The 15,474-nt window shown below is 60.6% G+C and carries 15 protein-coding genes; 7 read left to right on the top strand and 8 right to left on the bottom strand.

Translation table 11 applies throughout. From position 1 onward, the window contains the following. Window positions 1-48: 48 nt before the first annotated feature. A complete protein-coding gene (locus tag TX76_RS06560; RefSeq protein WP_049900647.1) occupies window positions 49-1,296 on the bottom strand; it encodes a PstS family phosphate ABC transporter substrate-binding protein in 1,248 nt (415 codons plus the stop codon). A 218-nt stretch (window positions 1,297-1,514) separates the two neighbouring features. On the opposite strand from TX76_RS06560, the gene TX76_RS06555 reads away from it, so the two are divergent. Next, window positions 1,515-2,270: a 23S rRNA (uridine(2552)-2'-O)-methyltransferase gene (locus tag TX76_RS06555; protein WP_049900645.1), complete on the top strand. Its 756-nt coding sequence runs from the start codon at window positions 1,515-1,517 to the stop codon at window positions 2,268-2,270. A gap of 215 nt (window positions 2,271-2,485) precedes the next feature. Here TX76_RS06555 and TX76_RS06550 read toward each other — a convergent pair whose 3' ends face one another. Beyond that, entirely contained in the window at window positions 2,486-3,199 is a 714-nt protein-coding gene (locus tag TX76_RS06550; RefSeq protein ID WP_049900644.1) for a queuosine precursor transporter, read from the bottom strand. 81 nt (window positions 3,200-3,280) lie between these two features. Beyond that, entirely contained in the window at window positions 3,281-5,527 is a 2,247-nt protein-coding gene (locus TX76_RS06545) for a twin-arginine translocase subunit TatC (RefSeq protein WP_049900640.1), read from the bottom strand. 116 nt (window positions 5,528-5,643) lie between these two features. Here TX76_RS06545 and tatC point away from each other — a divergent pair, with 116 nt between their 5' ends. Beyond that, window positions 5,644-6,450, top strand: a complete 807-nt coding sequence (gene tatC / locus TX76_RS06540) for a twin-arginine translocase subunit TatC (RefSeq protein WP_049900637.1) — start codon at window positions 5,644-5,646, stop codon at window positions 6,448-6,450. Between the two features lie 25 nt (window positions 6,451-6,475). On the opposite strand, the gene TX76_RS06535 is transcribed toward tatC, so the two are convergent. The 4 genes from TX76_RS06535 to TX76_RS06520 form a co-directional block, all read right to left on the bottom strand. Beyond that, window positions 6,476-7,594, bottom strand: a complete 1,119-nt coding sequence (locus TX76_RS06535; protein ID WP_049900842.1) for an ORC1-type DNA replication protein — start codon at window positions 7,592-7,594, stop codon at window positions 6,476-6,478. A 472-nt stretch (window positions 7,595-8,066) separates the two neighbouring features. Further along, window positions 8,067-8,750 carry a halocin C8-like domain-containing protein gene (locus tag TX76_RS17010; protein ID WP_195156013.1) on the bottom strand — a complete coding sequence of 228 codons (684 nt, stop codon included), beginning with the start codon at window positions 8,748-8,750 and terminating at the stop codon, window positions 8,067-8,069. Window positions 8,751-9,780: 1,030 nt separating this feature from the next. Next, window positions 9,781-10,608, bottom strand: coding sequence for an ABC transporter permease subunit (locus tag TX76_RS06525; RefSeq protein WP_049900631.1), 828 nt, complete (start codon window positions 10,606-10,608; stop codon window positions 9,781-9,783). Further along, the gene (locus TX76_RS06520) at window positions 10,605-11,525 is read right to left on the bottom strand and encodes an ABC transporter ATP-binding protein (protein WP_049900629.1); all 921 of its coding nucleotides are present in this window, start codon (window positions 11,523-11,525) and stop codon (window positions 10,605-10,607) included. The genes TX76_RS06525 and TX76_RS06520 overlap by 4 nt, the downstream gene beginning before the upstream one ends. Window positions 11,526-11,874: 349 nt before the next feature. On the opposite strand from TX76_RS06520, the gene TX76_RS06510 reads away from it, so the two are divergent. The 4 genes from TX76_RS06510 (at window position 11,875) to TX76_RS18040 (ending at window position 13,578) form a co-directional block, all read left to right on the top strand. Beyond that, window positions 11,875-12,222, top strand: coding sequence for a winged helix-turn-helix domain-containing protein (locus tag TX76_RS06510; protein ID WP_049900624.1), 348 nt, complete (start codon window positions 11,875-11,877; stop codon window positions 12,220-12,222). Window positions 12,223-12,232: 10 nt separating this feature from the next. Then, complete coding sequence (locus tag TX76_RS06505; protein WP_154019024.1) at window positions 12,233-12,541, top strand: hypothetical protein; 309 nt, start codon at window positions 12,233-12,235, stop codon at window positions 12,539-12,541. Window positions 12,542-12,621: 80 nt separating this feature from the next. Continuing rightward, the gene (locus tag TX76_RS06500; protein ID WP_228842326.1) at window positions 12,622-12,939 is read left to right on the top strand and encodes a DUF7521 family protein; all 318 of its coding nucleotides are present in this window, start codon (window positions 12,622-12,624) and stop codon (window positions 12,937-12,939) included. Window positions 12,940-13,134: 195 nt separating this feature from the next. Beyond that, window positions 13,135-13,578: a hypothetical protein gene (locus TX76_RS18040; RefSeq protein WP_195156012.1), complete on the top strand. Its 444-nt coding sequence runs from the start codon at window positions 13,135-13,137 to the stop codon at window positions 13,576-13,578. Between the two features lie 172 nt (window positions 13,579-13,750). Here TX76_RS18040 and TX76_RS17530 read toward each other — a convergent pair whose 3' ends face one another. Beyond that, window positions 13,751-14,446, bottom strand: coding sequence for a hypothetical protein (locus TX76_RS17530; RefSeq protein WP_154019023.1), 696 nt, complete (start codon window positions 14,444-14,446; stop codon window positions 13,751-13,753). A gap of 171 nt (window positions 14,447-14,617) precedes the next feature. Here TX76_RS17530 and TX76_RS06490 point away from each other — a divergent pair, with 171 nt between their 5' ends. Beyond that, window positions 14,618-15,469 carry a hypothetical protein gene (locus tag TX76_RS06490; protein WP_049900613.1) on the top strand — a complete coding sequence of 284 codons (852 nt, stop codon included), beginning with the start codon at window positions 14,618-14,620 and terminating at the stop codon, window positions 15,467-15,469. Window positions 15,470-15,474 lie beyond the last annotated feature (5 nt).

The raw sequence follows: 15,474 nt of genomic DNA, 5'->3' as shown, positions 1-15,474 counted from the left end.
TCATCTGATATTTCCGGTGTGTGAGGGTCGGTCGACCGGCCGACGTCCTCAGCTGCTCGAGCTGCCCGAGGTGGTGCTACCCATGGTGGTTCCGGACGAAGCATTCCCCGAGGAGGCGTTGCCGCCGCCGTACTCGATGTCCTGTTCGGGTTCGGCGAGCTTGCTGCGCTCCTCCTCGCGGCGGTTGGGTGGCAGCTTGAAGTAGTCGTTCGCCGCGACGAACTGCTGCTGGCCGAACTCGGTGAGCAGCATGTTGATGAACGCGGACTCCTGCTTCGAGGTGTCCTGCCACGTGTAGCAGTGGAGGTCGCGCGAGAGCGGGTAGTCCTTCGAGCCGAGGTTCTTGCCGAGCTCGTAGGTGGTGCCGTCGAGTTCGAGTGCGACCGCCGGTGCGCCGTTGCCGGTGAATGCGAGTGCAATGTACGCGACCGCGTTGTCGGCGTTGAGCACCGTCGAGCGAACCTGCTGGTTCTGGCCGATCCGCTGCGAACAGGCGATCTCGGCGTTCGGATCGCCGAGGAAGTTCGACCGGAACGCGGTGTCGGTGCCCGAGCCCTCCGCCCGGCAGATGTTCTGGATCTCCTTGTCGTCGCCGGAGTACGAGTCGATCTCGGACCAGTTCGTGATCTCGCCCGTGTAGATGCCACGGAGCTGCTCGCCGGTGAGTTTCGTCACGCCCGCGTCGTAGATCGCCTGGCTGACGATGACCGGCTGCCCGTCGACGCCGACGACGTGATCCACGAAGTTCTCGTAGCTCTCGCGCTCGGGGAGTTCGTCCTGAACGGGCGCGCTGGAGTCACCGATGTCGACCTGATCGTTCATCAGCTTCTCGATGCCCGTCCCCGAGTGGCTGAGGCCGACGTTGACCTGGTAGGGGTCGAGCCCGTAGATGTTCGCGAAGAACTCCGTCATCGGCATGTCGGGGCTGCCGAGCGCCTCGTAGCCGGGCGCGGTCCCCTCGTCGTTCGAGCCCCAGTACTCGCCGTCGTCGGCGGGCGGGTTCGAGTTCCAGACCGCCGCGCCGTCGCTCGTGATCGGGTACACAGTGGAAGAGCCGTCGGCGGTCAGCGGACCGCTGGCCTGCTGTGCGCTGCCGCCACTGCTGTTCCCCTGCCCCCCGCTCGTGGTATCCTCGCCGCTTGCAGTGCCGCCACTGCTACCGCTTTCCCCGCTACTGCCGTTGTTGCCGTCTCCACCTCCATCGCCGTTCGACCCGCCTGTGCATCCAGCGACCCCGATCGCGGTCCCGGTGCCGATCCCCATCAGTACGCGGCGTCGTGTCGCTTTGCGCGTCATCACGTGAAAACGAGGCCGATGAGTACATAGATGCTGCTAATATATATAAATTGTAGCACAGAGCAGGACAGGCCGCTATATATCGATACGACGTGGTCCGGACAGTCGGTGAAACGTCGCCGTCCGCCCGTGGCTGTCGATAGCATCGGTCGTGACCGAAACGGAACGACGGCTGAACGAAGGGCGTTTACGCGCACACGAACTACGCCGGCCAAGCAATGTCGGGTCGGGACGAATACTACAACAAGGCCAAACAGCAGGGCTACCGCTCGCGATCGGCGTACAAGCTCCAGCAGCTAGACGACACCGCCGACCTCATCGCCCCGGGCGACACCGTGATCGACCTCGGGGCCGCCCCCGGAGGATGGCTCCAGGTCGCCGCCGAACGCACGGACGACGGTCGCGTGGTAGGCGTTGACCGCCAGCGCATCGAATCGATCGACGGCGTCGAGACGGTTCGCGGGGACCTCACCGAGGACGACACCCAGGCGGAGATCGGGGAGCGGGTGGGGCAAGCGGACCTCGTTCTGTCGGACATGGCTCCGAACATGACCGGCGAGTACGACCTCGATCACGCTCGTTCCGTTCATCTCGCGCGCCAGGCGCTCGATGTGGCGCGCGCGATTCTCGCGCCTGGCGGCGATCTCGTCGTGAAGGTCTTCGACGGACGGGATCTCGACGATCTCGAAGCCGACATCGAGAACGAATTCGAGTACGTCAGAACCGTGCGCCCCGACGCCTCGCGCGACGAGTCCTCCGAGCTCTTCCTCGTGGGGAAGGGCCGGATGACCGCGCCAGTGGGCGTCGGCGACGAACTGACCGTCGAGATCACCGACACGGGCGACGAGGGTGACGGGATCGCGAAAGTCGAGGAGTACACGCTGTTCGTTTCGGATGCAGGGGAAGGTGAGACGGTTCAGGTTCGGATCGAGGACGTGAAACCGCGCTTCGGGTTCGCCGAACGGATCGACTGAATCCACTTACGACTCCCAACGCATACGTTTTGAATTCGGGCACGAATTTGTATCACGATCGCGAATCCCGACACAACTGAGAGACCGCAGGCCACACGCCTCCCCAGCCGATTCCTTCGCCTCGCTTCGCTCGGCTCAGTCATCCCTCGCACGGTGTTCGCGGTCGGTGCTCGCTTGGCTCGCACACGACCGCGAGCGCGCGCCAATCCCCAAAATCAGTCGGCGCTGGCCGTCGGTCGGGCGTCGGTTCGCGAGCGCGCGTAGCCGACGATGGCGTAGACCACAGGGGTGTCGAGGAGCGCGATCAGGAGTTTGAGGAGGTACTGGCCGACCCCGAGTGCGAGCAGGACCGAGAGCGGCAGCGCGCTGCCGAGGCCGAGGAGTTCCGGCGCGAGGTAGAAGGCGACGCTCACGAAGATCACGGTGTCGAGCGCCTGGCTCGTCGCGGTCGAGCCGACGTTCCGGAGCCAGAGCGCGCGTCCTTCGGTGTAGTCGCGAAGTTGGTGAAACACGAACACGTCCCAGTTCTGGCTCACGAGATAGGCGAGCAGGCTCCCGAGCACGACGTTGGTGCTCGCACCGAGCACCGTCGCGAACGCCGCGGGATCGACGCTCGACGTGGCGGCAGGCGCGGCGATCGTCCCCCAGACCAGTCCCAGAAGAACGACGTTCATCGCGAAGCCGACGTTCACGAGGACGTGGGCCGCACGCCGGCCGTAGAGTTCGGCGTAGCAGTCCGAAGCGAGGAACGTCAGCGCGTACGCGAGCGACGCGCCGGGCAGGATCAGCATCTCGCCCGTGATCGGGAGCGAAAACGGAATCGAAAAGCCGAGGATCTTGGTGGCGGTGAGCTGGGCGGTCACGAGCGCGGTCGTAAAGAGTGCGATCAGCGCGACTTGGATCGTCGAGGCTCCACGGGACGTGCTCATGCTCGATCAGCCCCATCGCGCGCGGTTGCGTAGCGGTCGATCATACCCGGAGATTCCCCGGCGCGCAGTTAGGCCGTTCGATCAGTCGGCGCTCTCGCCGGGCTCCTCGCTCCAAGTGCGCCGACCGCCGACGGTGTAGAGCCAGAGCAAGCCGAGCCCCAGCCCGTAACACAGCATGATCGGGATCCCGAGGATGAACATCATGAACACGCCCCGCGGCGAGACGTAGGCGGTGATCGCGAACACGCCGACCGTGACCTCGCGCCAGCGGTTTCGCATCCCCCGATAGGGCACGAGGCCGCCGCGATGGAACAGCACCATCGTCACCGGGATGAGGGCGAGCAGCCCGATGCCGGCGGTGGTGAAGAAGACCAGCCAGCCAGCGGCCGAGATGCGGTAGGCCACCACCATCCCCGCGCCGATGGCGTCGGCGGCGAGCCACGAGATCACCGCGGGGGCGATCGTGGTGTAGCCCACGACGACCCCGCCGACGAGGCTGACGAACAGCGCGCCGGCCCACACGATCAACACTCGTCGGTCGCCGGCCGCGATCCCGCGCTCGCGCAGCGCCGGCCACGCGTAGTAGAGCACGAGCGGCAGGACCGCGAGCACCGCGAACAGCGTGCTGAGCTTGATCTCGAACACGAGCGCCTCGGTCGGGTGGAGCGCGACGATCCCGACATCTTCCGCCCTGACGCCCGCGGGGAGGCGCGCGAGGAAGTCCGCACGGAGCCGCCCGATCCCACCCTGGTAGAGCCAGAGGAACGTCCCGGCGAGCACCGCCATGAACAGCCCGACCAGCAAGAACGCGCGCGATCGGAGGCTGTCGAGCACGAACGCGATGTCGTAGTAGTACCCGCCGACGTCCTCCTCGGTGGTCTCCTCGGTCGTGAACGCGTCGACGACGCCCGTCGTGCGGCTCAGGAACGGGTTCGAATCGTCCGCGTCGGTCTCGGCCCCCGAGCCAGGCTCGCCGGGATGGTCGGCGTCGTCGAGGGCGGTGTCGGCCGCGGCCGCTTGGTCGCCTTCCGCTTCCGCGGCCGCCTCCGCCTCGTCGAAGCGGTCGAGGATCGCGCGAGCCTTCTCGGGCTCGCCGTCGCTCGTCGCCTTGCTGGCCTGAGCGACCGCCTCCTGTTCGCTCAGGTCGCGAAAGGCCTCGGGCGGGGCAGCCCGGACGCCAGTCGCGTCGAGGCGTTCGAAGTCGATCGCGGTCGGATCGCCGGCCCGGCCCCTCGTCGCGGCGGCGGCCTCGATCGCCCGGTAAACGTAGTACGCAAAGGCGAGGACGAGGACGGCGAGGAAGGCCGCGCCCGCGACGACCGCGATCGCGAACTCGCGCGGCAGGCCCAACATCGGCCCGATGTACTTGAACACCGGCTCCTCCGGTGAAACGTAGGGAATCGCCGGCACGACAGTTTGATTGAAGAACGCGCCGAAACCGGCGACGATCAGGGCGGCGATCGCGCCCGCGACGACCGTCGGGACCGCGAGGATCGCGCGCCAGCGCTCGCGGAGTACCCGGCGAACGTCGACCGCGCTGCCGCCGCGCTGGAGCGTGACGACGACCTTGGTGAGGCCGACGCTGATCGCGTAGAGCCCGACGATCGGGACGGCCCAGAGCACCTGCGTGAAGGGGTCCGGCGGCGAGAACAGCGCGCCGAAGGCGAACGCGGCGACGATCGCGTACTTCCACTTGTCGCGGAAGGTCTCGTAGCGGACGATCCCGGCGAGCGAGAGTCCCGTCATCGCGAGCGGGAGCTGGGCCGCGAGCCCGAACGAGAGCATGAGCAGGAAGACGAACTGTGCCCAGAGCGTGATGGAGTACGTAGGTTGAAACCCGACCTTGACCGCGTTCTCGGCGAGGAACGCGAACATCAGCGGGAAGAACACGAAGTACCCGTAGGAAGCCCCGACGAGGAAAAGGAGGCCGGCGACCAGGGCGATGGCGGCCACCTTCCAGCGCGAGCCGATCGTGATCCAGTAGCCCCGCTCGCGGAGCGCCTCGCGCGAGTAGTACAGGAGAACCGGGAGCGCCACGATCCCGCCGACCGCGAGCGCGATCTTCGCCTGCAACAGCGGCACCTCGAATGGGGTCTTGCCGATGACCGAGGTCTCCTCGGCGGCGGCGGCCGGGATCTGTGCGAAGAGATCGGTCTTCAGCCGCTCCCAGACGTAGAGCCAGAGGGCGTAAAACGAGCCGAGGAAGCCGATCAGGAAGGCGATCGCGACCTTCTGGAGATGGGTCTGTGCGGCCGACAGCACCGCCCCGAGCGTCTCCCGACCGCGATCGACTGACCGGCGAACGTCGTCGTCGACGGCTCCCGACATTCGTTGCTTCGGTGGGATTAACCGACTCCTCGTTATCAATCTTGTCTACCGGGCCTCCCGCCCTGCCGAGTGCCGAGAAGAAAGCTTACAACGCTCACCCGCGAACCGCCACCCAGATGGCCGAGTCGACGGAAACGAGTGGGACCGCCAGCGAGCCCGCCGGCACCGCGCCGATCGACGACAGCGAGATGCCGCTCGCCGACCACATCGAGGAGATGGTCAAACGTCTCGGGATCGTGCTCGTGGCGATGGGCGTCGTGAGCGGTGTCGTCTTCCCCTTTGCCGACGACCTCATCAACTTCATCTGGTACGCCTTCCTCCCCGGCTCGCCCTCGGTCTGCCCGGTCACGGCGGACCAGGCGAGCGCCGCGTGTCCGTACGTCTACGATCCGCTCTCGCTCATCCTCGCGCGGCTGAAGGCGGCGTCGCTCGCGGGCTTCGTGGTCGCGCTCCCCCTCTTCGTCTACCAGACCTACCGGTTCATGCGTCCCGGACTCTACGAGAACGAGCGCCGGTACTACCTCGCGGCGGTCCCCACGAGCCTCGTGCTCGCGCTGATCGGGGTCGCCTTCGCCTTCTTCCTCGTGCTGCCCGTGATCTTCAACTACTTCCTCGGCTACTCGCGGCCCGTCGCGGAGATCGCGTTCGGGCTCGGCGACACCTTCGGGCTGATGACGCTGCTGATGGGCTTTTTCGCGCTGGTCTTCCAGATCCCGCTGTTCGTGATGCTCGCGATCATGATGGGGATCACGACGAGAGCGTGGCTCACGAGCCGACGGCTCTACTTCTGGGGTGGGTTCGCCGGGATCGCGTTCCTCTTCAGTCCAGACCCGACCGGGATGGCCCCCGTCATCGTGGGCGCGACGATGATCGGGCTGTTCGAGGGCACGCTTCTGTTGCTCAGGTGGACCGGACGCGGCTGAACCCCCACTCCGAACCGGTGCGACCTCAGAGCCGGTCGAGGATCGCGTCTGCGTCGTGGGCGAGCGAGAGTTCCCGCGAGCGTCCGCGACCCTCGACGTTGGTGTACGTCGCGTCGACCAGGTCGAGGCGATCGAGCTTGTTGACGAGCTCGGAGTAGCGGGTGTAGCCGAGGTCGGTCTCGTCGTGGAACGCCTCGTACACCGTGCCGGCGCGCTCGCCGTCGTGGTCGGCGATCACGCGCAGGAGGCCGCGCTCGGGCTCGGTGAGTTCGCCGAGCCGGCGCGAGAGATGGACGTGTTTGGCCTTCTCGTAGGCCGACTCGACGTCCTCGATTTCGACGGTTCGGCTTCCGCGGGTCTCGGCGTGGAGTCCAGCCCGTCGGAGAAGGTCGATCCCCACCCGGAGGTCGCCGGTTTCGCCTGTCAGTTCGGCCACCAGGTCGAGCGGTCGCGGGCCGAGAACGTCGTCCCGAAAGCCGCGCTTGACCCGCTCGCGGAGGATGTCGACGATCTCGCTCTCGTCGTACGCCGGGAAGTACACCTCCTCTGGCCGGAACACCGACTGGACCCGTCCGTCCAGATCGGCGATCACGTCGAGATCAAGATCCGAGGAAACCAGAATGACCCCGACCTTCGCGCCCGCGTGGGTCTCGTGGGCGCGCAGCAGCGAGTAGAGGGTCTCGGAGGCCTCACCCTCGTAGAAGAGGTAGTTCACGTCGTCGAGACAGACCACCAGGACCTCGCCCTCGTCGGTGAGGTGGTCGGTGATCTGCTCGAACAGGCTCTTGAACGAGATCCCGCTTGCGGGCGGTTCGTACTCGAAGATCGCCTCGAACAACCGCGAGAATACTGCGTACCTGGTCGAATCGACTTGGCAGTTCACCCTCACTGCGCGGACCCCGCGCCGCGCGTCGAGTTCGCCGAACAGCTTCTGGACGGCGGTGGTCTTCCCCGTTCCCGGTGGCCCGCGAACCATCGCGTTCAGCGGGCGCGAGCCCCGGACGGCGGGCCGGAGCGCGTACTGGAGGCCGTCGAGCTGGTCGTCGCGGTGGTGGAACGTCTCCGGGAGGTAGTCCACCTCGAACACCGACTCGTCCCGGAAGACCGACTCGTCCCACGAGAGCATATCGCCGTCGTCGGCCATCACTTTCACCTCGCTCCCCGCCGGCTTCAAGGCTTCGGCGGCTCGTGTCCGTGGAGCCGAGCCAGATCGATCAACTGTGCCCCACAACGGTTGCACAAACCGAGATATAAGACCTGAAACTGGACGGCGATCGGTCAAAACATATCCAAGTTTCGCTCCATGACCAAGCCAACACCCCACATGAGCACCGACCACCCGAACAAAATCGGGGTTCGTGACAAGCAAAGCGGCAGCGAGCAACTGTTACGCGTTGCTGTCGGGTATGTTCAGACTGCTATCGGAAAAGTAGAGCAGCCACGAAGCCTACAATTGCTACGAAAGCTGCTGAGGGGAGAACGCTCTCGATCGTCGCACCCCTGACGAGAACGTCGATAAGTATCCAACCCATTCCTAATGCAATGGCGACGACAATCGATTCACGAACGCTAGCCATGGATTGATCGAGTTCGCTCTGTATAGTTAACTATACCGACTAACAAATTCCAGACAGGTTACAGAGATTGGATCGTCTGCATGTTTGTCGTATGTTGCCTCCATACCTCCGGCAAAGTTCATTGACTACAGCAGCACATGCAATGCTTCCGATCGTTCCGAAGCCAGCAATAGCGCAGAGGGTGGCCCCGCCGAGACTACATCCCCTGTTGCAGATTACAGTAGACACATCACGACAAATACTACAGCTACTCTGGACAGTCACAGCGTCACTGGATACAGATCGACCAAGAGCAGCAGATTCGGTCTCGACGACGCCCCCGCTAGTTGTAAGCAATGTGACCGTGCCTGATTCACCCTCGTACTCAGTGATAGTTGCTCCAGCATCGTAGAACGAGCTGTGCTTCAGTGTAATAGCAAGGTCTACTTCGCTGCTGTCTTCTGGGACGCCGGTTGACACGGGGTGAAACGAGACGACGTGATATGGATTTCCGTCGTCATCGTCACCTTCGAACACCTGTGTTTTTGATTGATCGAGTCTGTAGCTGTACTCCTCTTCGAGTTCGTTACGTAGCAGTTCGAATTCAGGTGTATCTCTCGCAATGGCAACTGCTTCTCGCTTTCCGTTCCCGCTTAGCGACTCGACACCGGCATCGCCGTCCGAACGACGAGAAGCACCCGACACAGTACCGAGACCAGCAACACCAACGGCACCGGTTCCCATCATACGAATGACTTTGCGCCTGTTCAGAACATCTGTACTGTCGGTCTCATCAGCGCGAGGTTTCTTCGACATCGCATTTCACCCACATCTTCCTATATTTTCACCTTACCGCGTGGACAATCGCTCGCCCAATGGACACCTAACCACTAGATTAGGAGTTGCTAACCCTCTAAGCAAACGATCACCGGGTGGGTATCTGCCTATCTCCTGGGTAATTGCTTACCTAGCGGGCACGTACTCACGACCGGGATCAGCAAAGATAGTGGTGAATATCGAGCGATCTGGGCGATGGTAAGAGTGTTTTTGAGATACTGTTTCACGTCTATCTCTGTGAGGAGAAGCGGATCTTCGGCCCTTCCCTCTATTGGAACCAACAGGATTCAAGCGGAGCGAGTTCTGGGAATAGAAGTCAAAAGCCGCCAGCGCTTCCCCTCATCGATGGTGTCACGGTGGTGGGTGTTTCGTAGGCGTTCGTCGATGCGTGGATGTAGATGGTATGGCGAACCATTCTAGACGGTTTTCGTTTGGGTCCGACAATCAGGAGAGTGACTGCCGTTCAACTCACACGAGAACTACATGCTGCGTCCATGGAGAGTTGACTCTAGCATGGCGACGGAGACGGTTGATGTTCGTTACATGCTACGAGTATGAACGATCCAAGATTCAGTAGCGTCAGGAACCAGCATCGTCATCCGAACCGTGCGCTTCTCGCCACCCGACAGCGTGACAGTCTTACTCTTTTGAGTCAGCGTCTTCCCACCTCCCATGGATTCTGGGTGAAGTTTGATCGTGATGGTGATCGATGTCTTCGAACCTCGGTTTTTAACCACGACGGCGAACGTGGTCTCGCCAGCGAGATCGTCCTTGCGATCCCATTCAACAACTTTCACGTCAGAGCCGAGGGCCGGGAGGGCAGCGCACCCTGCGAACAATCCTGTAGCGGTTGCTCCGATTCCACGGAGAACGGTGCGGCGAGTGGACGTAGAATAGGGGCCCTCTCCGTTGATCTTCAATATACTCATTGATCGAATCACCCCAAATCAACGCGATTGAATCGCCAGTATCCGATCAGTACTGGAAGAACGAACCATGCTGCCAGTACGCCGACCCCGAACAAGTCAACGCCTGTCAAGGACGTCGACGACCTGACTAGCTGTGAGACGGCGAAAGAGCTGCCTTCGAAGGCCTTCGTTGGATTCAATCGCTGGAAATAGATGTACCACTCTGGCCCAGCAGCGATTTTGACCGGCTTGAGGTGGTCCGTTGACGCACTACCGGTGAACAGAAACGTAGTAATCGGAAGAACGAGCGAGTTCCAGAACATGTTGCACAGGGAGTACAGTCCCACCGCGCCAGCCATCGCTCTGAATCGGGTAGCTACAGCCGCCGAGAGTCCAACCGCGATGCCAACCCACGATAGCCCATACAGCAGCATGAACGCCACGGTACCGACGAAAACCGCAACGTCGATGCCGCCATAGACGACACGAATCACCACGGCCATAGCGATAAAACCAGAGAGTGCTGCAATGAGAAAAACTGCGGAACGACCGAGTATCTTTCCAAGGACGATGTCACGGCGAGTGCCCGGCAGCCCGAGCAAGATTCGGAGACTCCCGGAGTCGCGTTCACCGACGATCGCCTTGTAGCCAACCAGCAGCCCCACCAATGGAATAAACGGTTTGAGAAAAATGGCAATGCTCCTGGACGCCTGCGCAGTCGTCGGGTTTAGTGCTCGAAACGAAAGGAGTTGTGGGATCGTCACGACGACGAATGCGACTACTAGAAACCACACAAGCCGTGACCGGGTAGCATCAGCGATTTCTTTCGTCGCAATCGTGCCCGCATTCGTCTTCATGCTTGTCCCTCCGCAGCATTCTCAGTAGTGTACTCGGCGAAGAGGTCATCAAGCGAGCGGTCCTGGATGGTAATGTCTTGGACGGACGTACCGGTCGCCTCGACTGCAGTAATGATATCAGCTTTGACGCTCGAATCTGAACAGTTGACATGGATAGTCGAGTCGATACACTGAACGTCTGTTACGCCGGGAATGTCGAAGAGCGCGTGTTGTTGTGGAACGGTATCGACCGAAAGAACCAGAGTGGACTCTGCGCCAGCTGACTCGCGGAGGCCATCAACGGTATCGACCGCGACAAGTTCTCCGTCACGCATGATGCCGACACGATCACAGACTGGCTCGACCTGCTCCATGATGTGGCTCGAAAAGAACACCGTCGCTCCGCGGTCTTGCTCGGTACTGATGATTTCACGCATCGCGCGGGCACCGTTCGGGTCCAGTCCCGATGAGGGTTCGTCAAGCACCAGTAGGTCGGGATCGCCGACGAGTGCCATCCCGAGCGCGAGCCGCTGACGCATCCCCTTGGAGTAGCCACCGATGGCCTTGTCAGCGTCAGCAGCCAGACCAATGCGTTCGAGGATCGTCTCTGGATCGTCATTGCTTCGTTTCATCTCGATGGCGAAAGTGACGTGCTTGCGCGCGGTAAGCCGGTCGTACAGGTCGTAACCCTCCGGAAGAACACCGATACGCTCGCGGACGGCGCGAGGGTTCTGTCGAGGGTTAGTTCCGAGGACGGCGACGCTGCCAGCAGTTGGCCGCATGAAATCCAGAATCATATTGATCGTCGTCGATTTGCCTGCGCCGTTCGGGCCGAGAAAGCCGAATACCTCACCCTCATCGACAGTGAGATCAAGGTTATGCACGGCGACAGTATCTCCGAATCGTTTGGTGAGGCCACGTGTTTCGAGTGCCGCCATGTCACTCACCCAAAACCCCGATCCAGCGACTATCTGTCGACGTTCCGTTCATCATAACTCCTGCGTGCAAGTAGTATTCGTCCTGATTCCTGAGGGAGCGGGCCACCGTACCGGAACAGTCGGGAATCCGAGAGGAGTGTTGCAGGTGGCTCCTGACCGAGAAGTTATTGAACACGTTCATTCTCCACTCGAACACTATGACTCCTGCTATGATAAGACGAAAACCACGGTTTCCGAGTCTGAAAGTCTCCCACCTGATTTTATAAACGACCGTCTTCATTCCGAAGCGACGTGCTTCCACGACGAGGACTGACCGCGGGAAATTTGTCGAGAGACCGGGAATCATCCGATGACCACGGACGGTGATCTGAGTGAGGTCGCCGAGCTGCTCGACGATCCGTATGCACGCGCGATTCTCGCCAAGACGAGTATCGAACCGATGTCGGCAAAGATGCTGAGCGACCGCTGCGATGCATCGCTTCCGACAGTCTATCGCCGCATCGAGCGCTTACAGGAACACGATCTCCTCAGAGAGCAACAGCAACTCGACCCCGATGGCCACCACTACAAGTCGTACGAAGCCCGTCTCGAACAGGTGTCCATCGACCTCGAGGACGGAACGTATAGTGTCGAGATAACCCGGACGGAACGGGAAGCGGCCGACCGCTTCTCCGACCTCGTCGAAGAGCTCAAGTGACTGCATCATGATGGTACTGCCTCTCCAAACAGGGACGGGCAGCACGGGGGTCCTGTTAGTGTTGTTCAGCAGTCTGCTCGTGTCGGTCATCCTGTCGTTCGTTATTGGGCTCAAGGGAATGCGGAGCTATCGTGAGTCACACGACTGGGGGATCGTCTTGCTCGTGGTAGGCATTCTGCTCTTGAGTGGGATACCCACCAGCATCAACGTGGTTCTCACGACGTTTACAACGATACCGGATTGGATCGTGGAGACGACGGTCACTCTCATCCGGCTTTTCGGACTCGTGACCATCCTCGTGAGCATCTATGACCAGTAACACCACTCTGCCGCCGGCTAGACCGAACGGACTCATCAGGACCGACACGACCGTCGGGAACATGAACGAGATAACTCATGATGAGTGAGCACGTGGCGGGTCCCGTCCCAGTATCTCTCGCCGCCTACTCGGAGACAGTGCCACTCGTCATCGCCGGACTCCTTGCGGGTGTCGGCATCTTCGTCGCGTATCAGGGCTACCGTGGATACGTGCGGAACAGGAACCGAACGCTGCTGTTCCTCACCGCTGGCATCCTCCTCTTGACAACTATCCCGTTCGTAGTGGAAAGTTGGGTTCGGGTGACGAACGCGCTCGCACCGTCACAGAGTATTCTCATCGCCCAACTCCTCAACGTCCTTGGGCTCGTCCTCATCCTTTATGGATTCACCCGCACATGAAAAGAGACAGTACAATGAACACCACTTCACGCGAACGCGTCGGCGATATGCTGATACGAAACAATGACTGATACTGAGGGCGGAGAACCCGCCAACCGGAGGACCAGTCGATTACGCCCGATCATAGCTGGCGGGCGGGTCGTCCTCTTCGGACAGAATTCCCGGTTGTCGGCGTGGATTTGGTTCGCTGCACTCGTGAGCACTGTTGTCGTTGCTGCAATCGTCGCAGTAACGGAGATTCGATACACACCGACTGGGCCGGCCGCTGCCGAGACCGTCGTCCTCCACGCGTCTTCGTACACTCAACTAGTCGATATGTTTGTTGCTACATACACTGGCAGTCGCGCCCATCTGCTTTTCGCCGTAGGACCGATTGTGCTTCTTCTGGGGGCGATTGGGAGCGCTTACCTGAACAGTGGTTTGTTGCCGACTGGTGGTCTCGTGTTGGGGCCCATCTTCGGATTTTTCGTCAATAGAGCCGGCAACCCTACCGTTCTGAAACTCGATCCCACACCGCTGCCCCTCTCCGATGCGATCATATTTGCACTAACAGGCGCATCCCTCTATGGCATCCCAATCACGATTATTGGCTTTCTCATCGGCATCGCACTCCGGCGAGTAGTTGTTTTGGGGCGGTAGATATGGAGGGTGTTTTAAAATGTGCCATGAAATCAAATGGTGATGGATGGGAGATGTTCTGGTGAATTTGCAAAGGGATGGAACGAACCGTATTTTATTGGACAACGTTTTGTGGATTACCACTCCAAGCATACAACACATCTAAAAGAATGAGTTTTATGTGACTGTTGAGTTAGCAATTGCACTCGGAGAACGATCTACACGATCCATTAATGAACGGCTCGCAGACTAGTTTGTTGAACTGGAACGCACAGAGCGGTGCCGCTGTACAGATGCAACCACCACAGGCATAGGTCCCGGCATCAGAACCGACAACAGAAATTTCCTTCATCGATACGTTTGACGATGTAGACGCGTGTTTTTCTCCTTCGTAGTTATTACTTGGAGTGTACAGAATCCATGAATCCTCGCTCGTTGGTTTGAACATACCAGTAGGCTCACCCTGCTCTGGAAGAGTGACTGCCAGTCGGCCCTGATCGAGTTGTATCTCGAAATCTATTTCGACACGACCAGTCCCTTCCGTACGATGACGTCCGATACCACCCGGTTTGTCAGAAGACAGTGTATACGCAGGAAATGCACTTGCAGAGGCCTTGGGAATATACCCATCAGCTGCGAGTGCTTCCAACAAGCGTTCGGCACGCTCGTTAAGTGTCTCCTGTGCAGTTTTGACATCGACCGATAGTATTTCGATACTCGGACTGTTGTTCTCCCCTTCGTCCGAACGTGCTTTGGCTGCGCCCACGCCCGTTAGTCCGACAGTTGCGCCGCCCGCCACACCGAGTGACTTGACGAAGCGGCGTCGGTTGATCGGGTTGGTGTTTCCATCCGGTTCGGATAGTTCATCTGCGTTGTTGTCGTCGAACATCGCATCTCGATTCACACTCACATACATTTTCACCTTACTTCATGAGAAGTTTTCCACACAGTGAGTATCTGCCTACAGGGAGAGTAGGTGCCAACTCCCTAAACAGATGATTACCGAGTGGGCATCTGCTCACCAGATAAAGTGAAGCCTGCAGCGTATGTAATATTCCCGATGTCATTTATCGACCGACTTCGTCGACCCGAATACACCGGCAAAAACCGCTGTACACCCTGCACTGTTGTTAACGTCGCCATCGCTGCTGGCGCGAGCGCATTCGCCGCGCTTACGTCTACCGTCCTCGGAGCCGGTGTGTTCTCGCTCTCGCTTGGGGCCATCTATCTCCGCGGATATCTCGTTCCCGGCACTCCAACCCTCACTAAGCGCTACTTCCCCGAGCGTGTCCTTCGATGGTTCGACAAGGACACCACGACGCCGAAGACCGACGAGACCGTCGAGATCGATCCCGAACGGGTGCTCCTCAACGCCGGCGCGGTCGAACCGTGCCGGGAAGGCACCGACCTCTGCCTCACATCCGACTTTCAGCAGGCATGGCGCGAGCGCATTCACGACGCCCGCGCGCACGACCATGCCGAAGACCGCCTTGCGGACGCGCTCGATATCTCGTCCGAAGACGACCGAATCACGATCGACCGACACGGCGAGGCGTTTGTCGCCTACACTGACGATGCTACCATCGGCCAGTGGAGTTCACAGGCCGCCGCTATCGCAGACAGTGCCGCTACGACCGAACTCAGCGAACGCACCACTAATTGGTCGGACTTCGCTCCTGCCGAAATCGCGCGTGTGCTGATGAGCCTCCGTATCTTCATCGAGCAGTGCCCTGACTGCGACGGCTCCGTTCAGGTTGAACAAGAGGTCGTCGAATCGTGTTGTCGGTCGTATGATGTGATCGCCTCAGCCTGTCAGGACTGTGACTCTCGCCTGTTCGAAATGGAATGGGACGATGCCGACACGGACGGCGTGCAAGAACAACCGAATCAGTCCGCTCAAGCAACCACATAAACAAG

The sequence above is a fragment of the Halococcus agarilyticus genome (assembly GCF_000334895.1).
GTDB classification, from domain to species: domain Archaea; phylum Halobacteriota; class Halobacteria; order Halobacteriales; family Halococcaceae; genus Halococcus; species Halococcus agarilyticus.
Note: the sequence above shows the minus strand (reverse complement) of the source record. Positions and strands in the feature narration are given on the sequence as shown.